Source organism: Pseudomonas californiensis (assembly GCF_021147775.1).
Classification (GTDB): Bacteria; Pseudomonadota; Gammaproteobacteria; order Pseudomonadales; family Pseudomonadaceae; genus Aquipseudomonas; species Aquipseudomonas californiensis.
Map to the genome: position 1 here is coordinate 180285 of NZ_JAGTPK010000003.1, position 18368 is coordinate 198652.

Consider the following 18368-nt stretch of genomic DNA (forward strand, 5'->3'; position numbering starts at 1 on the left):
CTAAAAGTCGTCAACGATTTGACTAAAATCCAATAAAAAACAATATTTACCTTAAAATTCATGTCGTTATGTTAAAAACTTTTCACTTAAAGAGTTTATTTTTCCGAATACCTAAAGTTACAAGAACGAAAGTCGATACGAATAATTACTCTATGCCATCACGCAAATAATTTCTCATAAGCACCTCCACTAGCAGGCCAAGGATGGCATGTTCCAGGACTGTCATCATGCTGAACAAGCTCAGTATTTCCCAGAAACTTTATTTAAGCTTTATCGCGATCGTCATACTTATCGCGGTATTGGTGGGCAGTGCCTACCGCGGATTTGAACAGGTGGAAGAAGCCACTAATGGCAATGTTCACACCTACGAAGTTCTTAACAAAGCGCAACGCGCGCTTGAAAGCCTGGTCAACATCGAAACTGGCATGCGCGGCTTCGTCATCACCTCCAAAGAGGCTTTTCTGGAACCTCTGGTGTCGGGAGAGAAAACCTTTACTGAAGAGCTTGATACCCTCAAGCGCCTGACTTCGGACAACGCTGAACAACAGCGACGCCTTACAGTGCTGGGAGACACCCAGAAGCGCTGGCTGGATGAGGACGTTCATCAGATCGTTGCATTGCGCAGGGACCTGACCGCACGTAACCAGCCTGACGATGAGCTGGACGCCCGCATTGTTGCAGGGGGCGATAAGGCCAAGATGGACAGCATGCGCAGTGCACTGGCTGAAATCAGTGCGACCGAAGACAGACTGCTTCTGGAGAGAACCCAGAAAATGCAAGACGCGCGACATTTCGCAATCAGCGTCCTTATGTACGGCGGTTTGGCAGCCGCCATCCTCGCGGCGATACTGGCCGCCACGCTGGGGCGCAGTACCACGGCACGTTTGCAGTTGGCTATTGATGCGGCAACGGCCATTGCCAATGGCAAGCTGGACACCGTCATCGACACCAGCAGTCATGACGAATTGCCAAAGGCCTTTGACCGTATGCAGAACCGTTTGCGCGAAATGATTCAGCAGATAAGCCAGGCGGCGAATCAACTGGTGGTCGCGGTGCAGCAGATTTCCGGTGCGTCCGAACAGCTTTCAGGCGCGATTCACGAGCAATCGACTTCAGCGTCCATGATGGCCGCCACGATCGAAGAATTGACCGTCAGCATCCACCATGTTTCCGAAAATGCCGACGAAGCTCATCAGATTGCCAGTCATTCAGGACAGCAATCAGAAGAAGGCGCCCGAGTGATAGAAAACACACTGTCGAGCATGAACGGCATCGCCAGGACCGTTCAACACTCATCCACTCAGGTCGCTGATCTTGGACAGCATTCGGAGCATATCTCATCAATCATCAGCGTGATTCAAGGCATCGCCGATCAGACGAACCTGCTGGCACTCAACGCCGCTATCGAGGCCGCCCGTGCCGGTGAGCAAGGCCGCGGCTTCGCGGTAGTGGCGGACGAAGTTCGGCTGCTGGCCCAGAACACAGGTAAATCGACCAAAGAAATCGCCAGCATGATCGAGAAGATCCAGGCGGGCGTCCGCGAAACGGTCGAAAGCATGCGTACAGGCGTACAAGAAGTGAACCACGGCGTGGAAATGGCAGGTACTGCCGGCGTAGCCATCGTCGGAATTCGCGACAGTTCAAGCAAAGTGCTGCAGGTGGTTGATCAAATCTCCTTTGCCCTGCGGGAACAGACGGTGGCCAGTCAGGACGTGGCCCGAAACGTGGAGCGGTCGGCGCAGATGGCAGAACAAAACAACCTGTCGGTTCAGGAACTGCTCAAAACCAGTGGTGGACTGAACAGCCTGGCGGTAAGCCTGCAGCAGGAAGTGCGCAAGTTTCAGCTCTGAGGATCCTCTCGCATTAGATCCTCACAGGTAGACATGCACCTGAACCGACTCATGTAAAACCGGTTCAGGTCAGCTTCACCCATACTGGGCATGGACGCGTTGCAAACCTTGCCGCGCGCTTTCCAACGCGCCTGGGTAACAGGCTCGACTGCACGCTGGTCCAACTTCACTTACCAGGCAGACTTGCAGCTTTTTCCACGCAAGCGCACTAAACTGGCCACCTCTCGCCCCAAGTCGGGGCAACGTTGCTGATTCCCGTAGAGGCCGCTGTGTACAAAGGCGTCGTGCTGTCGGTCCTGGCCTCTGTGCTGTTTGGGGTCATGTATTTCTATACCTCACTGATGAAACCGTTGAGCGGCGAAGAAATCTTCGGCTGGCGCATGCTGCTGACTGTGCCATGCGCGACGCTGTTCATGCTGATCAGTGGCGACTGGAAGCTGGTAAAAGCCCTTGGCAACCGAATTCGGCAAAAGCCGACGCTGATTTTCGCCTTGCTGCTGTCGTCACTGTTGTTGGGTGCGCAGTTGTTGATCTTCATGTGGGCGCCGCTGCACGGGCGCAGCCTTGAGGTGTCGCTGGGCTATTTTCTGCTGCCGCTGAGCATGATTCTCACCGGGCGTGTGGTGTACGGCGAGCACTTGTCGTATCTGCAAAAAGTGGCAGCTGCGTTTGCCATGGTCGGCGTCGGGCATGAGCTCTGGCGTCTGGGCAGCTTTTCGTGGGAAACGCTGCTGGTCGCTGGCGGTTATCCGCTGTACTTCGTACTGCGTCGCAAGCTCAAGACCGATCACCTGGGTGGCCTCTGGTTCGACATGCTGTTCATGCTGCCAATCGGTTTGTGGTTCATCCTCAGCTGCGACCCGCAAGCCATTCAGCAGACGCCGATGCTCTACCTGCTGATCCCCGTGCTGGGCATCATCAGTGCCTCGGCGCTGGTCAGCTACATCGTCGCCAGCCGCCTGCTGCCGTTCAGCCTGTTCGGGCTGCTCAGCTATGTCGAGCCGGTGCTGCTGGTGGGCGTCGCGCTGTTGCTGGGCGAGAGCATCAGCCGCGATGAGTGGCTGACCTACCTGCCGATCTGGCTGGCGGTGGTGGTACTGGTCATTGAAGGCGTCAAACACATGCTCGCCCAACGCCGTCGGGACGCCACCTGACGATCAATGCTCGGTAAAGCGCTCCAGTTGCATTTCCTGAAGCCGGCTCAAGGTGCGGCGGAAAGCAAATGACAGATAGCCCTGGGTGTAGAGCTCGGTCATCGAAACAGGGGCTTCGACGTACAACGGAATACGCCGGTCATAACACTCGTCCACCAACGCGATGAACCGCCGCACACCGTCGTCATTGGGTGACAACTGCGGCAGCTCGCGATCTCCGGCAACCACCTGCTCCACACCATCTTCCGTACCACGTGCAATTTTCGACTCGCGCTGCGCCGCGCTGAGAGCAGGCACCTCGCTGAGCAGGATCACCGAAAAGCGATCACACAGCGCAATGAAATCCATGGCAGCCAACGGCTGCTCGCACAGGTCGCGGTAGCGACACCAGACCGCCGTATCGGAATGCTGAATGACGTTGATGCTGCGATAACCCAGCATGACCTGTGAGTCGTGCACCGACTGGCCCGCGCTCAGCGCTTCAAAGATCGGCTGCAAGGCACTCGGACGACCGGTTTCAGCTACCCAGTAACGCTGATGCAACTGGCCTGGGTGCAGACGATGGTCTTCGCCGCCGTCTACGGCGACGACGTTCATGTAACGCTGAATGGCGGCGATCGCGGGCACAAATCGCTCACGGTTGTGGCCATGGCTGTACAACTGATCTGGCGGCTGATTCGACGTGCAGACCAGCACCACACCTTCCTCGAACATCACTTGCAGCAGCCCACCCAGAATCACGGCATCGCCGATGTCGGTCACGAACAACTCGTCGAAGCACAGCACGCGAACCTCGCGCGCCAGCTCCTTGGCCACCACCGTCAGCGGGTGCGGCGTTCCGATCAGTTCGAACATGCGTTTGTGCACCCAACGCATGAAGTGATGAAAATGCTGGCGCCGGGCAGGCACGCTCAGGCTTTCGAAGAAGCGGTCCATCAGCCAGGTCTTGCCGCGTCCGACCGGTCCCCACAGGTAAACACCTTTCGCCTTGCTCCGTGGGGCTTTCAGCGCCAGATAGCAGTCCTGCAGGCTGTGGGCAGCCAGCAATTGCGACTGATCAGGCTGAAAACCACGCTGGACAGCACGCTCATAAGCATCCAGAGGAGACAGGGGATCCATCAGGCAAACACCTTGCACGGCAAAAAAAGAAGCTCAGCATATACAAGGCAGGTCTGAAACACAGGCTTGCCTTGCAGGTTACGGATGGTTGACTCAGGCGTGCTGGACGCCTGCACGCTTGAGCAGGCGTTTGCAACGCTCCGACAAATGCACGACGCGCAAGTGTTTGCCCGCTTTTGCATAGCGCTCGCGCAACGTCTTGAGCGCCGCAATCGCCGAGTAGTCGACAAAGCTCAGATGGCGGCAGTCAAGCGTGACGTGCGCCGGGTCCTGGGCAGGATCGAACTGATCGAGAAAAGGCGTCGTCGAGGCGAAGAACAACGTCCCATGTACGTGATAGATCTTGCTGCCGTCTGCTTCGACATGGCTGTCGGCGTACAACTCACGGGCCTGCTGCCAGGCAAAATTGATCGCCGCAATGACGATGCCGAACAGCACAGCGGTGGCCAGATCGGTCAGCACCGTAACCACCGTCACCGCGATGATCGCCAGCACGTCGTTGACCGGCACCTTGCGCAACACCCGCAGCGACGCCCAGGCAAAGGTCTGTTGCGCGACCACAAACATCACGCCGACCAATGCCGCCAGCGGGATGCGCTCGATCAGCGGCGACAGAAACAGCACGAACATCAGAATCATCAGGCCGGCCACAATCCCGGACAGGCGACCCCGGCCGCCGGAGCTGAGGTTGATGACGGTCTGTCCGATCATTGCGCAGCCGCCCATGCCACCGAAGGCGCCGGAAACCATATTGGCCGCGCCAAGCGCCACGCACTCGCGGTCCGGGTAACCACGGCTTTCGGTGATTTCGTCGGTGAGGTTGAGCGTCAGCAGGGTTTCCAGCAACCCGACCAGTGCCATCAACACGGCGTAAGGCGCAATGATGCGCAGGGTTTCAAGGTTCCACGGGATATCGGGCAGCGCAAACTGCGGCAGACCACCAGCAATGTGCGCCATGTCACCCAGGGTGCGGGTCGGCAGACCGAACAGGTAAACCGCCAGCCCCACGCCAAGAATCGCCACCAGTGCGGGAGGCGCAACGCGGGTCAGACGTGGCAGCAGATAGACGATCGCCATGGTCAGCGCAACCAGCCCCAGCATCACGTACAGCGGGGTGCCGCTGAGCCACGCTTCGCCGACCTTGAAATGCTCCAGCTGCGCCATCGCGATGACAATGGCCAGGCCGTTGACGAAACCGAGCATCACTGAATAAGGCACTAACCGCACCAGCTTGCCCAGGCGCAGCAGCCCGAACAGAATCATCAGCAAGCCACCCAGCAATACGGTTGCCAGCAGATACTGCACGCCCTGCTGCACCACCAGCGCCACGATCACCACGGCCATCGACCCCGCCGCACCGGAAACCATGCCGGGTCGGCCGCCAAACAACGCTGTAAGGGTGCAGATAATGAAGGCACCATACAGGCCCATCAGCGGGTTGAGGTGGGCGACCAGCGCAAAAGCGATGCACTCGGGCACCAATGCAAAGGACGTCGTGAGGCCTGCCAGCACGTCGGCGCGTATACGGGTTGGTTTCATGGTGTACCTGAAAGTGCATCCCGCGAATCAACCGGGAGAGGCGCAAAAGTGCGGCATTTTACGCAAACATGCCGCGAGCGGCCAGTGCTGTAAGGTTTCAGGTACACGGTCAGCCGACCAGATGCTCAGGGTATGTCCAGATCCATCAACGCCGCGCCCAGCGCCTTGCCGTGAGCATCCAGCGCCAGCGATCGGGTCACGCCACCACGTAATACGCCAGGCATCACGAAGTTCAGCGCACACACGTTGGGTAGTTCGTAACGCCGGACAGGCGCGGCGCCAGGGTCGAGCAATTGAGCGAAATAGGTCATGACGCGCTCGACGGTCAACGCCTCGCAAAGCCGCGCATAGTCTTCGCTGCGGTAGGCGATAACCGAAATATTGGACGTATCACCCTTGTCGCCGGTTCGCGAATGGGCCAGTTCGCGCAGCTTTACGGAGTGGTTCATGGGGTTTGCTCCAGATGAACCTTGGTGTGGACGACTGTGCGCGGTACAAACAGAGAGGCGACTGCCACCACCTGGCGTACCGCCTTGGTCGCTCCGCCTCCGCCGTAAGGTCCGTTGGTATAAAGGGTTTCCACCTCATTACCGATGCGGGTGGCATGGCCGCGATCAGCACAGCGGGCGGCGACTCGCAGACGCACTTCCCAGGGTTCAGAGCCTGCTCGGGCACCCACATCTGCGCCGTGCAGCGAATCGATTCCGATCAACTCGGCACGAATGTCCTCGTGAATCACCCCGGTCATCTTCAAGCGTTCCAGCACGATCTCCCTTGCCAACCGGGCACGCGCGACCGCGCCGGGGCCGCCGTAAGAAATTTGCCCTTCGCCGATCCAGCCATCCAGATAACCCACGGAGACTTTCAATGTGTCAGGCCGGACGCGTCCCTGCGCGCCGGATACCTGCACGCGATCAGCGCCGTCCGCGCTAAAGCTGACGCATGAAAAATCGGCAGTGACGTCCGGCGTCAGATAGGCCGCAGGGTCGTGCACTTCGTAGATCAATTGTTCGGTACAGGTCGCCGTATCGATACGACCGCCCGAGCCCTTCACTTTGCTGATACACGCGTTGCCCGACGCATCGACCTCGGCCAGCGGGAAGCCCAGACGGGCAAGATCCGGCACGTCCTTGAACCCGGGATCGGCAAAATAACCGCCGGTGATCTGCCCGGCACACTCAAGCAAGTGGCCGACCAGGGTGCCGCGTCCCAGTCGCGGCCAGTCATCGGCGGCCCAACCGAACTCGAACAGTTGCGGCGCCAGAAACAATGACGGGTCGGCCACCCGGCCAGTGATCACAACATCGGCGTCGGCCTGCAACGCCTCGACGATGCCTTCGGCACCCAGATAAGCGTTAGCGGAAATCAGCCGATCGCCCAGCGATGCCAGCGTGGCACCGTTATCCAGCAAACGGGTCGGATCGGCCTGCAGGTGGGTCAGGACGTCATCACCGGTCAGCGCCGCGACCTTCAGATGCGGCAGGCCGAGTTCGACCGCAATACGTCGTACCTCAAGGGCGGCCGCCAATGGATTGGCCGCGCCCATGTTGGTAATGACCCGCAAGCGACGTTCTCCGGCGCGTTGGCCGACAAAGGGCAGGACACGCCGCATGCGCTCACTCAGCAACGGGTCAAAGCCCGCGTCCGGGTTGCTCAGCCGGGCTTGCTGCGCCAGCGCGATAGTGCGCTCGGCCAGACATTCAAAGACCAGATAATCCAGTTTTCCATGTTCGGCCAGTTCGACCGCTGGCTCAATACGGTCACCGGAATAACCGGCACCCGAGCCGATTCGCAGGGTTTTCATTCAGAACACTCCCAGAAGCAAGGCCGTCAGGGTCATCAGCACCGATGCCGCAAACAGAAAGGGGATGGTGAAGCGCTGGTGGTCGGCAAGTTCGATCTTGCACAGCCCCACCAGCAGGAAGGTGGCAGGCGTCAGCGGGCTGACCGGGAAGCCGGTCGTATGCACCCCCAGCAGCGAGGCCTGCGCCACTTGCAGTGGGTCGACGCCCAATGCCTTGCCCACTTCGGCAATCACCGGCATCACACCGAAGTAGAACGAATCCGGGTCGAACAGCAGGCTCAGCGGCATCGACAGGAAACCCACCACCATCGGGATCAACTTGCCGTGACCAGCCGGAATCTGATGCACCGCCACTTCAGCCATGGCCTTGAGCATGCCGGTGCCCTGCATGATGCCGGTGAACACCCCGGCAGCGAGCAGGATGCTGGCCATGGTCAACGCGGTCTTGGCGTGGGCGTCGATGCGGGTCCGTTGCGCATCGACGTTCGGGTAATTGAGGCACAGCGCCACGACGGTACCGAGCATGAACATCACCACCGGGTCGACGAGGCCTGAAATCATCACGCCCATGACCATCACGGTAAGGATCAGGTTGACCCAGAACAGACGCGGGCGACGCAGGCCCTCTTCCTGTTCGGTCAACACGCGCTGCGGGACCACATCAACCTTTGCACCAGCGCCGAGTCCCAGTCGGCGCTCTTCGCGACGTCCAAGAAACCACGCACAGGCAAATACAAACGCAAGGCCGACCAACTGGACAGGGATAAGCGGCTGAAACAGATCCGCCACCGGCACGTGCAAGGCGGCGGATGAGCGCAGCACCGGACCGGTCCAGGGCAGGAAATTGACCCCCGCCGCCATTGCCGTGACACAGGCCAGAATGCGCTTGTCCATGCCCAATCGGGTGTACAGCGGCAGCATGGCCGGGATCGTGACCAGAAACGTCACGGCGCCGGAGCCGTCCAGGTGCACCAGCAACGCCAACAGCGCAGTGCCCATCACGATGCGGGTGGGTCGTGTGCCGACCGCCTTGAGGATGCGGTCGATGATCGGGTCGAGCATGCCTGCGTCGGTCATTACCCCGAAGAACAGAATCGCGAACACGAACATGCCGACCACAGGGGCGACGTTCTTGATGCCGGTGATGATGAAGGCGCTGGTCTGCAAACCGAATCCGCCGATAAGCGCGGCGATGATGGGCAAGGCAATCAAAGCAACCAGAGGCGAAAGGCGCTTGCTCATGACAGCAGCAAGCAGACAAAGAATGGTGATGACACCGAGCGTGGCGAGCATGGGCATGTCCCGTTTGTCATCCCTGACCGTAAGACGGCGGGATAGGTTGTTGTTGTTTTCAACGAGTATCGAAACGGGGGTAAGCTTTGTAAATTGAAATGTTCAGCACCTTGCATTCGGAAAATCAGAACGAGCAATCCGATGAAAAATTCTATTCAGCACATCCGGGCATTTCTCGCGGTGGCTCACAGCGGCAGCTTTGCCAAGGCTGCGGTCGAGCTCAATCTGTCGCCGTCCGCCCTCACGGTGCAGATCCAGCAATTGGAGGAATGGCTGGGTGTGGCACTGCTTGAACGCAGTCCGCGACATCTCAGCCTGACGGCGGCGGGCCAGAGCAATCTGCGCCCCATGGAAAAGCTGCTGATGGATCTGGACAATATCGTCAGCGGCTCACGCGACCTCGCCGCCTTGCGCCGTGGCGTGGTCACCGTCGCCGCCCTGCCGTCGATCTGTTCGAGCATCCTGCCCACTGTGCTGAGCGCATTCCGCGCACGCTTCCCCGGTATTGAAGTACGCCTGCGCGATGTGGTGGCGCAGCGCATCGATACACTGGTGCGTGAAGGCGAGGTCGATATCGGCCTCGGGGTTCGGGCCCGCATGAGCCATGGCCTGGACTTCAACGTGGTGATGGTCGACCGCTTGCGCCTGTTCGTGGCGCACACACATCCACTGGCCAGCCGGCGCTCCGTGGTGCTAAGCGACCTGGCCGGGCAGCCAATTATCCTCACCGGCCGCGACAGCAGCGTGCGCGAACGCGTGGAGCAACTGTTTGCCGACGAAGGACTGGCGCTGGTGCCGGGTCTTGAGGCCAATTACATGTCCACTGTGCTGGCGCTCGTCCGCGAGGGGTTGGGGATGACGCTGTTACCGGAGTCGGCCGACGAGGGCCGTTCGGACACCGTTCAGGTGCCGATCGATCATCCCGGTGTGAGCCGCGAAATCGGCTTGATCACACGCTCCGGCCACACGCTGAGCCCGGCGGCCCAGCGGCTGGTAGAAATGCTCGATGAAACTCTGCAAGGCACTGCACCGTGAGCGCGGTCGGCCTTGATCGGCGTATCCTTGCCTGGCCTCGCTCTTGAAGAACAACAAGGATCAGTCATGTATTGGAATCGGATATCGTCTTGCGCGTTGTTGCTGGCAGGAGCGTGCATAGCGCCTGACCTCGCGTTTGCTCAGGCAGACGCGCCGTCGCTGGATACGTTTGTGCGCGAGGCAGCTGGCAAAACCATGCAGCAGAACGATATCAGCGGCCTGTCGATTGCGATCACCCAGAACGGCAAGCAACAGTTCTATGACTTCGGCGTGGCTTCGAAGGAAACCGGCAAACCGGTGAGCCAAGACACACTGTTTGAACTGGGTTCGATCAGCAAGACCTTCACCGCGACGCTCGCGACCTGGGCGCAGGCCACCGGTCACTTGTCCTTGACGGCCAACGTTGACACCTGTCTGCCGCAACTGCACGGCTCGCGTCTGGGCAAGGTGCCGGTGTTTCATCTGGGCACCCACACAGCTGGAGGCTTCCCCTTGCAGGTGCCGGAAAAAGTGCAGAACACCGGGCAATTGATGGACTGGTTCAAGGCCTGGCAACCCCAGTATCTGCCCGGCACGCATCGCACCTACGCCAACCCCAGTGTCGGACTGCTGGGGATGATCGCTGCGCGAAGCCTTGATGTATCGTTCATGGACGCTCTGCAGAAACGCATGTTTCCGGCGCTCGGCCTGAACAACACCTACCTTGATGTGCCAGCAGACAAACAGCCTTTGTATGCCCAGGGGTACAACAGGCTCAATGAACCCGTCAGGGTCAACCCGGGCGTGCTGGCGGATGAAGCCTACGGTGTGAAATCCAGCAGCCAGGATTTGATCCGCTTCGTGGAGGCAAACATGGGCCGAGGCAACTATGCCGCGCCTTTGCAACGCGCCCTGCTCGATACCCGGACCGGGTACTTCAGGGTCGGCGGCATGACTCAGGACCTGATCTGGGAGCAGTATCCCATCCCTGTGCCGCTTCAAACCCTGCTGGACGGCAATGCTGGCCGGCTCGCGCTGCAGACGCTCAAGGCACAACCGCTTGAGCCGCCACAGCCAGCGATGCCCGCGACGTGGGTCAACAAGACTGGTTCGACCAACGGCTTCGGCGCCTACGTGGCGTTCATACCCGAGCAGCAATTGGGCATCGTCATGCTGGCCAATCGCAACTACCCGAATGAAGAGCGGGTAGAACTGGCCTACGCCCTTCTCGGCGAACTGATGCCCAGACCGCGCTAGCGGCTGGCAGGCACCCGCCACAGATACCAGGCCGCTATCGTGCGGAAGGGCCGGAACCGGTCAGCCAGGGCCAGCATCTCCCTGGGCCGTGGCTTGTCGGCCAGGCCATACAACCGGCGATAGCCGTCGCACACTCCAAAATCGCTGGCGGGCATGACATCAAGTTGGCCCAGGCCATAGATCAGTATCATTTCCACCGTCCAGCGCCCCACGCCAGGCAACTCCGTCAAACGCAGGATCAAGGCTTCAGTGTCCATGTCCAGTGCCTGATCCACGTCAGGCACCTGACCGCTGAGTCTCGCCTCGGCAATGGCCTTGATCGCACGCGTTTTCGAGGCGGAGAAACCGCACGCCCTCAGCGCCTGATCATCCACCCGACTGAGCGCTTCGGCGCCCGGGAAGACCGAGCCAGGAAACAGCGCCTTCAGCCGGGATACCATCGCGTCGCCTGCCCTCGCGTGAAGCTGTTGATAAGCAACGGCCTTGACCAACGCCTGAAACGGGTCCTGAGCAGCCGATACCGGGTGAGTACACGGCCCTGCATGCTCGACCAGCGCGAGCCATTGAGCGTCGATCGTTTTCAGAAACTCCATTGCTAGAGCGTGCGCAACCTCTGCAGGGTGCTGACCCGTCCCGGCCTGGCCGACCGCCTCTCTACCCATCGAGTTCTCCTCTGGCATTACGCCCGTCAATCTATCCACTGCTACACGTCACGCCCCAAAAACTCAAGCTCAGCGCTGCCTGAACCTAACCTGAACAACTGGGCAAAAACGAATTTCCGACAAAAAACAACTTCCGCCATTCAAGAATGAGTATCATTATGTTACGCATTGTTTCGGCTTGTGGCTCGACGAAACGTTTGTAGATACACGCGCACCCCCAGTCCTGATTCGGTGAAATATGCTCGTTCCGTTTTTGATCATGCTGCGCGAAGGCATCGAAGCCGCGCTCATCGTTGGCATTATTGCCAGCTACCTGAAACAGACAGGCCGTGGCGAATGGATGCCTGCCGTCTGGATTGGCGTATTTCTGGCGGCCGCCCTGTCGCTGTTCGTCGGTGGCGGGCTGGAGCTGATGAGCGCCGAGTTTCCGCAAAAGCAGCAAGAGTTGTTCGAAGGCATTGTCGGCCTGATCGCCGTGGGCATTCTCAGCTCCATGGTGTTCTGGATGCGCAAAGTGGCGCGCTCCATCAAGCACGCGCTGCACGAATCCCTCGACGCCGCGCTCGCCGGCTCGAAAAACCAGACCTACGCGCTGATCGCCATGGTGTTTTTCGCCGTGGCCCGCGAAGGGCTGGAAACCGTGTTTTTCCTGCTTGCGGTGTTTCAACAGAGCGAAGGTTCGAGCGCACCACTGGGTGCCCTGCTCGGCCTGTTACTGGCCATCGGTTTTGGTGTGGCGCTCTACAGTGGCAGCATGCGCCTGAACCTCAGTCTGTTCTTCCGCTGGACAGGGCTGTTCATTCTGGTCGTTGCGGCGGGCATCCTGGCCAACTCGGTCCAGGCACTGCATGAAGCTGGCGTCTGGAATCACTTGCAAGGCGTGGTCTTCGACATCAGTGCCTGGCTGCCGATGGACGGCCCGACCGGCTCGGTGCTGGCAGGCATGTTCGGTTATCAGGATGCGCCGACCGTCAGCACCCTGAGTGTCTACCTCATATACCTGATCGGGGCGCTGGTGCTGTTTTTCATGCCGCACGCCCCGACCGCCAGCAAGCCTGTGCAACCGCACCCATCTTCTGTTACGAACGAATAAGGGCACCCATGTCGAACCGTCCCACAGGGCTTTCCGAGAAAGCCCGGCCGCCCCGTGTCCTGCGATTGGCCGTCGCGGGCTCCGTGATCCTGATGATCGCCGCAGGCGGGCTGTTTTATTACGCTTCCCAGGTGGCCGCAAAAAAACGCGCCGCCAATGCTGGCAGCGAAACCGTGGTCAATATCCATGCCCACAATTGCGAACCCAATGCACTGACCGTGCAGGCCGGCAAGAACGCTTTCCGCATCGTCAACCAGTCCGAGCGAGCGGTTGAGTGGGAAATTCTGGACGGTGTGCTGGTGATCGAGGAGCGGGAAAACATTGCGCCCGGGTTGAGCCAGGTCATCAACGCCAATCTGGCGCCCGGTGACTACGCAATCACCTGTGGCCTGTTGAGCAACCCACGCGGCACGCTGCACGTAACGCCGACCGCAGAATCCGACGCCAGGGCCAAAGCGCGCCCGTCGATGACGGCCTTCATTGGCCCGCTGTCCGAATACCGCGTGTATCTGAGCCTGCAAGGTTCGGCGTTGATCAAAGCCGTGACTGCACTGCAGCAAGCCATTGATGCCGGCGATCTGAGTGCAGCACAAGCGGCTTACCTGCCGGCCCGTTCGGCCTACCAGCGTATCGCACCTGCCGCCCAACGCCTGGCTGCGCTGGACAACGCGATAAATGCCCGCGCCGATTACTACGAAAAGCGTGAACAGGATCCGGGCTTTGGCGGTTTCCACCGCATCGAGTACGGGCTGTTCAGTCAACACAGCGTCGAAGGCCTGACGCCCGTGGCGCAGCGTCTGCAGGACGATGTCACCCAGCTCAAACAACAGCTGCTGGCGCAAACCCTCGCGCCTGAACAACTGGCGGCCATTGCGACACGCACCCTGCGCAGCCTTGCGGATGTGCGCAGCAGCGGCGAAGAGGAACGCTACAGCCACACCGACCTGAACGGCTTTGCCGCCAACCTTGAAGGCACGCGCAAGATCGTCGACCTGCTAAGGCCACTGTTGAGCAAAAGCTCGGGTGAGCTGTTGCAACAGATTGACGCAGCCATGGCCGATCTGGACACCGCCCTGGATGCAATGAGCACCGACAACGGCTACCGCCCTTACGACAAAGTCGATGCTGCGCAGCGTCAGCAGATTGCGGCGAAGGCCGCAACGCTGGCCAAAGCACTCGAAGGCATCGACCCGGCCCTTGGACTTTCTGACCTCTGACACACCGGAGCACAGCACACCACGATGAAAACTCCAGACGTCAACAACGCCCCGACTTCCCTTCAGCGTCGTCGGGTCCTGATGGGCCTTGGCGCCGCAGGCGCAGCGCTCGCGGGCAGCAGCCTGAGCGGCAACGTGATGGCTGCATCGCCGGCGCAGGTCACGGAAGCACCCAACAGCGAGAAAACTCAGGACCACAACACTTTTCATGGCGAGCACCAGACCGGCATCGTCAACCCGCGCCCTGCAGCGGGCATGCTGGTGGCCTTCGATGTGCTGGCAACTGACCGGGACGACCTGGAGCGCCTGTTCCGAACCCTCAACGAGCGTATTGCGTTCCTGATGACCGGTGGCCCGGTGCCTGAAGTCGACCCCAAATTGCCGCCGACCGACTCGGGCATCCTTGGCCCGGTAGTCACGCCGGACAATTTGACGGTTACCGTGTCGGTCGGCGAATCGCTGTTCGATGAGCGCTTCGGCCTGGCCCCGGCCAAGCCAAAACGCCTGAGCCGCATGGTCGGTTTCCCCAACGATGCGCTAGAGCCTGCCAATTGCCACGGCGACTTGAGCATCCAGTTCTGCGCCAACACCGCCGACAGCAACATCCATGCGTTGCGCGATATCGTCAAGAACCTGCCCGACCTGCTGCTGGTGCGCTGGAAACAGGAAGGCACCGTACCGCCGCAGGCACCGAAGAAACCCGGTCAGCCGCCTGAAAGTGCGCGTAATTTTCTGGGCTTCCGGGACGGCTCGGCCAACCCCGACTCCAACAACCAGAAAACCATGAACGAACTGGTCTGGGTGCAGCCCGGCAGCGACGAACCGGCCTGGGCAGTCAATGGCAGCTATCAGGCCGTGCGCATCATCCGCAATTTCGTCGAACGCTGGGACCGCACGCCGCTGCAGGAGCAGGAGTCGATTTTCGGTCGCACCAAAAGCACCGGCGCGCCCATGGACGGCAAGGTCGAGACCGACGTGCCCAACTACGCGGCAGACCCGGAGGGCAAGAAAACCCGACTGGACTCGCACATCCGTCTAGCCAATCCACGTACCGCCGAAACCCAGCGCAACCTGATCCTGCGCCGTCCGTTCAACTACTCCAACGGCGTGAACAAGAATGGCCAGCTCGACATGGGCCTGCTGTTCATCTGCTACCAGGCAGACCTGGAAAAAGGCTTCATCACGGTGCAGACCCGCCTCAATGGCGAGCCGCTGGAGGAATACCTCAAGCCAGTAGGCGGCGGCTATTTCTTCACATTGCCGGGTGTTACCAGCGACAAGGACTTCATCGGCCGCTCATTGCTGGCCACCACGTCACCTTCCCAAACCGCATGACTTTCAAAACCCTCAACCGGAAATCATCATGACAAAGACGCCCTTGGCTTTACTGCTGACTCTTGGCCTGCTCCAGACCCCATTGGCCGCCTTCGCTGCCACGGCGCCGCTGGACCTGGTGGGCCCGGTTTCGGACTACAAGATCTATGTCACCGAAAACATCGAAGAGCTGGTGAGCCATACCCAGAAATTTACCGATGCGGTGAAAAAAGGCGACATCGCGACGGCCAAAAAACTCTACGCCCCGACCCGCGTGTACTACGAATCAGTCGAGCCGATTGCCGAGCTGTTCAGTGACCTGGACGCGTCCATCGACTCCCGCGTCGACGACCACGAACAGGGTGTGACGGCTGAAGACTTCACCGGCTTCCATCGTCTGGAATACGCACTGTTCTCGCAGAACACCACAAAGGACCAGGGTCCGATTGCCGACAAACTGCTGAGCGATGTCAAGGACCTGGAAAAGCGCGTGGCTGACCTGACCTTCCCGCCTGAAAAAGTCGTCGGTGGCGCCGCGGCCCTGCTGGAAGAAGTCGCGGCCACCAAGATCTCCGGTGAGGAAGACCGTTACAGCCATACCGACCTGTATGACTTCCAGGGCAACATCGACGGGGCGAAGAAGATCGTCGACCTGTTCCGCCCGCAAATCGAACAGCAGGACAAGGCGTTCTCCGCCAAAGTCGACAAGAACTTCGCGACCGTGGACAAGATCCTCGCCAAGTACAAGACCAGGGACGGTGGCTTCGAAACCTATGACAAGGTGAAGGAGAACGACCGCAAGGCCCTGATCGGCCCGGTCAACACACTGGCCGAAGACCTCTCGACCCTGCGCGGCAAGCTGGGCCTTAACTGAGTCCCAGACAGAGCGGATCGCGCACACCCACTGTTGCAGGTGGGTGTGCTGTCGTTGAAGCCCATATCGCCCGTTAACCTGATATGCACTTCAACCCTGACTCAAATCCCGCTGAACCAGTTATACCCCTGATCTTCCCAGTAGCCGCCAGGGTTTTCGTTGCTGACGAAGATCTCGACGATGTGCTTGGGGTTCTTGAAGCCCAGCTTGGTCGGCACCCGCACCCGCAGCGGATAACCGAAATCGGGCGGCAGGGCGACCTCGCCGAAGTCCAGCGCCAGCAGGGTCTGCGGGTGCAAGGCGGTGGGCATGTCGAGGCTCGAATAATACCGGTCGGCGCATTTGAAACCGACAAAGCGCGCCGTCGTGTCCGCACCGATGTACTCCAGAAACGTCCTCAATGGCACCCCACCCCACTGCCCTATCGCACTCCAGCCTTCAATACAGATCAGTCGTGTGATGTCGGTGCGCTGCGGCAATTTGCGCAAGGCTTCGAGGGTCCAGGGCTGCTTGTCGCGCACCAGCCCCGAGACCGCCAGACGGTAATCGGCAAGCTCCAGTTCCGGCACGTTGTACTCGGGATAAAACGCATTGAACAGGAACGGGTTGGTCATCTGCGCCTTGGTGTAGGTCGGCGCCAGTTTCTGCCCGCTGAACAACCATGCCTGAACCCGGTCGTTCCAGCGCGACATGGCCCACAGCACTTTGTCGACCTGATCGCCGTCCTGCAGGTTGCAGCCAGTCAGCATCGACATGGCGCCGACCGTCAGCCCGGCACGCAAAAAGGCGCGGCGCTGGATGTTGACCAGTTGCGTCTGTTGCGCAGGTTCGAGCCGAATACTCTGAGTGATGCGTTTACGAGGTTCGTTCATGGCTTGCCAGCTCCCTCTTCGTCGGGCCGCCGGCCGCCGATAATCATAGGTAACAGGGTACGCGGCACCAGCAGGACCAATGCCAGGTGGACGACGACAAACGCACCAATGGCCGTCATCGCACCAAAGTGCACCCAGCGGGCAAAATCGTAGCCGCCCAGCAGGCTGGCCAGTTGCTGAAACTGCACCGGTTTCCACAGGGCAAGGCCGGATACCACCACCAGCACGCCCATGGCCAGCACCAGCCAGTACATCAAGCGTTGCACAGCGTTGTATTGACCCTTGATGTGCGCCAGGCGAAAACGCAGCGCATCAATCACATCACGTTTTACTTGCGTCGGACGAACCGGCAACAGATCACGTTTGAAATGACGGCTGAACACGCCATACAGCCCATAGATCAGGCCATTGATGACCAGCAGCCACATGACTGCGAAATGCCAGGCGATCGAGCCGCCCAGCCAGCCGCCGAGTGTCAGGGATTTGGGGAACGTGAACGGCATCAGCGGCGCCGCGTTGTAGATGGCCCAGCCGCTCATGAACATGCAGACCATGCCCACGGCGTTGACCCAATGCGTCAAACGCACCGGCCATGGATGAATCGGGCGGGTTTTCATGATGAAGAACCTGTACAGGTGATGGTGCGGCCCGACGCTCACGGTCATAGCAACAGCGAGCGCCGGACAGAACGCTTACATCGGCGGCGTGAAACCGTCTTTGCCGACCGCAACACCGCGTGCCGACTTGCCATCGTCTGCCGGAAACAGCACAACCTTGGCACCGGCTTTCAGCTCGCTGCGCTGGCCTGGCTCAACATAGGCGATTGGCACGTCTTGCGGAACGACCAGTTGCTTCTCGCCGCCCTTGTATTGCACGGTCAACGTGCGGCCATTGGCCTTGGACAAGGTGCCCACAGTGCCGTTGGTCATGGTGCCGGTGGTGCCGTCGGCATTCTCCCAACCGTAGTGCCCTTCACCGCTGCCTTTCAGGCTGGCTTCGAACACGGTGACTTCCAGAGCTTTCAAGGTGCCGTCGGCCTGAGGAATGGCCGCCGAACCGACAAAGCTGTCGGCCTTGATGGTTTCCAGGTCAGCTTTGGAGACCAGACGAATGCCGGTCTTGTCGGTCAGTTGAATGCTCTGATGCTGACCCGCACGGGTCGTGAAGTTCAAGGTGTCGGCCTGAAGGCTGTCGACGGTGCCGCGCATGGGTTTGACGACCGGCATGTCGGCGGCCTGAGTCATGACAGCGGCGCTGAGCAGCAACAGGCCGAACGTGGTGGACAGTGCAGTCTTCATCGGTACTT

The 18368-nt window shown here is 59.9% G+C and carries 17 protein-coding genes; 8 read left to right on the plus strand and 9 right to left on the minus strand.

What is annotated here, in order from left to right:
- The first annotated feature begins 227 nt into the window (after window positions 1–227).
- Together KDX37_RS04470 and rarD are read left to right on the plus strand one after the other, a co-directional pair.
- On the plus strand, window positions 228–1850 hold the full coding sequence (locus KDX37_RS04470; RefSeq protein ID WP_231651471.1) for a methyl-accepting chemotaxis protein: 1623 nt from the start codon (window positions 228–230) through the stop codon (window positions 1848–1850).
- 269 nt (window positions 1851–2119) lie between these two features.
- The gene (gene rarD / locus KDX37_RS04475) at window positions 2120–3004 is read left to right on the plus strand and encodes an EamA family transporter RarD (protein WP_231651583.1); all 885 of its coding nucleotides are present in this window, start codon (window positions 2120–2122) and stop codon (window positions 3002–3004) included.
- Window positions 3005–3007: 3 nt separating this feature from the next.
- On the opposite strand, the gene zapE is transcribed toward rarD, so the two are convergent.
- The 5 genes from zapE to KDX37_RS04500 form a co-directional block, all read right to left on the minus strand.
- Window positions 3008–4123, minus strand: coding sequence for a cell division protein ZapE (zapE, locus tag KDX37_RS04480; RefSeq protein ID WP_231651472.1), 1116 nt, complete (start codon window positions 4121–4123; stop codon window positions 3008–3010).
- Window positions 4124–4216: 93 nt separating this feature from the next.
- Complete coding sequence (locus tag KDX37_RS04485; RefSeq protein ID WP_231651473.1) at window positions 4217–5662, minus strand: SulP family inorganic anion transporter; 1446 nt, start codon at window positions 5660–5662, stop codon at window positions 4217–4219.
- 125 nt (window positions 5663–5787) lie between these two features.
- Window positions 5788–6111, minus strand: coding sequence for an AtuA-related protein (locus KDX37_RS04490; protein WP_231651474.1), 324 nt, complete (start codon window positions 6109–6111; stop codon window positions 5788–5790).
- On the minus strand, window positions 6108–7466 hold the full coding sequence (locus tag KDX37_RS04495; RefSeq protein ID WP_231651475.1) for an acyclic terpene utilization AtuA family protein: 1359 nt from the start codon (window positions 7464–7466) through the stop codon (window positions 6108–6110). The genes KDX37_RS04490 and KDX37_RS04495 overlap by 4 nt, the downstream gene beginning before the upstream one ends.
- Window positions 7467–8759, minus strand: coding sequence for a CitMHS family transporter (locus KDX37_RS04500; protein ID WP_231651476.1), 1293 nt, complete (start codon window positions 8757–8759; stop codon window positions 7467–7469).
- A gap of 141 nt (window positions 8760–8900) precedes the next feature.
- Between KDX37_RS04500 and KDX37_RS04505 the strand changes: the two genes are divergently transcribed.
- Both KDX37_RS04505 and ampC read left to right on the plus strand, forming a co-directional pair.
- A complete protein-coding gene (locus tag KDX37_RS04505) occupies window positions 8901–9794 on the plus strand; it encodes a LysR family transcriptional regulator (RefSeq protein ID WP_231651477.1) in 894 nt (297 codons plus the stop codon).
- A 66-nt stretch (window positions 9795–9860) separates the two neighbouring features.
- Window positions 9861–11030: a class C beta-lactamase gene (gene ampC / locus KDX37_RS04510; protein ID WP_231651478.1), complete on the plus strand. Its 1170-nt coding sequence runs from the start codon at window positions 9861–9863 to the stop codon at window positions 11028–11030.
- Here the strand turns inward: ampC and KDX37_RS04515 are convergent.
- Window positions 11027–11623, minus strand: a complete 597-nt coding sequence (locus KDX37_RS04515; protein ID WP_231651584.1) for a DNA-3-methyladenine glycosylase family protein — start codon at window positions 11621–11623, stop codon at window positions 11027–11029. The two genes, ampC and KDX37_RS04515, sit on opposite strands and share 4 nt — an antisense overlap.
- A gap of 307 nt (window positions 11624–11930) precedes the next feature.
- Between KDX37_RS04515 and efeU the strand changes: the two genes are divergently transcribed.
- The 4 genes from efeU to efeO (KDX37_RS04535) are packed head-to-tail and all read left to right on the plus strand — an operon-like array spanning window position 11931 to window position 16190.
- Window positions 11931–12785, plus strand: coding sequence for an iron uptake transporter permease EfeU (gene efeU, locus KDX37_RS04520; RefSeq protein ID WP_231651479.1), 855 nt, complete (start codon window positions 11931–11933; stop codon window positions 12783–12785).
- Between the two features lie 8 nt (window positions 12786–12793).
- Entirely contained in the window at window positions 12794–14002 is a 1209-nt protein-coding gene (gene efeO / locus KDX37_RS04525; protein ID WP_231651480.1) for an iron uptake system protein EfeO, read from the plus strand.
- 24 nt (window positions 14003–14026) lie between these two features.
- Entirely contained in the window at window positions 14027–15337 is a 1311-nt protein-coding gene (gene efeB / locus KDX37_RS04530) for an iron uptake transporter deferrochelatase/peroxidase subunit (protein WP_231651481.1), read from the plus strand.
- 28 nt (window positions 15338–15365) lie between these two features.
- Window positions 15366–16190, plus strand: coding sequence for an iron uptake system protein EfeO (gene efeO, locus KDX37_RS04535; protein WP_231651482.1), 825 nt, complete (start codon window positions 15366–15368; stop codon window positions 16188–16190).
- A 101-nt stretch (window positions 16191–16291) separates the two neighbouring features.
- Here efeO (KDX37_RS04535) and KDX37_RS04540 read toward each other — a convergent pair whose 3' ends face one another.
- The 3 genes from KDX37_RS04540 to KDX37_RS04550 form a co-directional block, all read right to left on the minus strand.
- Window positions 16292–17062, minus strand: coding sequence for a molybdopterin-dependent oxidoreductase (locus tag KDX37_RS04540; protein WP_231651483.1), 771 nt, complete (start codon window positions 17060–17062; stop codon window positions 16292–16294).
- Complete coding sequence (locus tag KDX37_RS04545) at window positions 17059–17679, minus strand: cytochrome b/b6 domain-containing protein (protein WP_231651484.1); 621 nt, start codon at window positions 17677–17679, stop codon at window positions 17059–17061. The genes KDX37_RS04540 and KDX37_RS04545 overlap by 4 nt, the downstream gene beginning before the upstream one ends.
- A gap of 75 nt (window positions 17680–17754) precedes the next feature.
- On the minus strand, window positions 17755–18360 hold the full coding sequence (locus KDX37_RS04550) for a hypothetical protein (protein WP_231651485.1): 606 nt from the start codon (window positions 18358–18360) through the stop codon (window positions 17755–17757).
- Between the last annotated feature and the right edge of the window lie 8 nt (window positions 18361–18368).

What these genes read in the sequence shown, in the direction of transcription:
- efeB (WP_231651481.1), top strand. Translation starts at nt 14,027, where the DNA reads ATGAAAACTCCAGACGTCAACAACGCCCCGACTTCCCTTCAGCGTCGT.
- ampC (WP_231651478.1), top strand. Translation starts at nt 9,861, where the DNA reads ATGTATTGGAATCGGATATCGTCTTGCGCGTTGTTGCTGGCAGGAGCG.
- KDX37_RS04545 (WP_231651484.1), bottom strand. Translation starts at nt 17,679, where the DNA reads ATGAAAACCCGCCCGATTCATCCATGGCCGGTGCGTTTGACGCATTGG.
- efeU (WP_231651479.1), top strand. Translation starts at nt 11,931, where the DNA reads ATGCTCGTTCCGTTTTTGATCATGCTGCGCGAAGGCATCGAAGCCGCG.
- efeO (WP_231651482.1), top strand. Translation starts at nt 15,366, where the DNA reads ATGACAAAGACGCCCTTGGCTTTACTGCTGACTCTTGGCCTGCTCCAG.
- KDX37_RS04515 (WP_231651584.1), bottom strand. Translation starts at nt 11,623, where the DNA reads ATGGAGTTTCTGAAAACGATCGACGCTCAATGGCTCGCGCTGGTCGAG.
- KDX37_RS04490 (WP_231651474.1), bottom strand. Translation starts at nt 6,111, where the DNA reads ATGAACCACTCCGTAAAGCTGCGCGAACTGGCCCATTCGCGAACCGGC.
- zapE (WP_231651472.1), bottom strand. Translation starts at nt 4,123, where the DNA reads ATGGATCCCCTGTCTCCTCTGGATGCTTATGAGCGTGCTGTCCAGCGT.
- KDX37_RS04505 (WP_231651477.1), top strand. Translation starts at nt 8,901, where the DNA reads ATGAAAAATTCTATTCAGCACATCCGGGCATTTCTCGCGGTGGCTCAC.
- efeO (WP_231651480.1), top strand. Translation starts at nt 12,794, where the DNA reads ATGTCGAACCGTCCCACAGGGCTTTCCGAGAAAGCCCGGCCGCCCCGT.
- KDX37_RS04540 (WP_231651483.1), bottom strand. Translation starts at nt 17,062, where the DNA reads ATGAACGAACCTCGTAAACGCATCACTCAGAGTATTCGGCTCGAACCT.
- KDX37_RS04470 (WP_231651471.1), top strand. Translation starts at nt 228, where the DNA reads ATGCTGAACAAGCTCAGTATTTCCCAGAAACTTTATTTAAGCTTTATC.
- KDX37_RS04550 (WP_231651485.1), bottom strand. Translation starts at nt 18,360, where the DNA reads ATGAAGACTGCACTGTCCACCACGTTCGGCCTGTTGCTGCTCAGCGCC.
- KDX37_RS04495 (WP_231651475.1), bottom strand. Translation starts at nt 7,466, where the DNA reads ATGAAAACCCTGCGAATCGGCTCGGGTGCCGGTTATTCCGGTGACCGT.
- KDX37_RS04485 (WP_231651473.1), bottom strand. Translation starts at nt 5,662, where the DNA reads ATGAAACCAACCCGTATACGCGCCGACGTGCTGGCAGGCCTCACGACG.
- KDX37_RS04500 (WP_231651476.1), bottom strand. Translation starts at nt 8,759, where the DNA reads ATGCTCGCCACGCTCGGTGTCATCACCATTCTTTGTCTGCTTGCTGCT.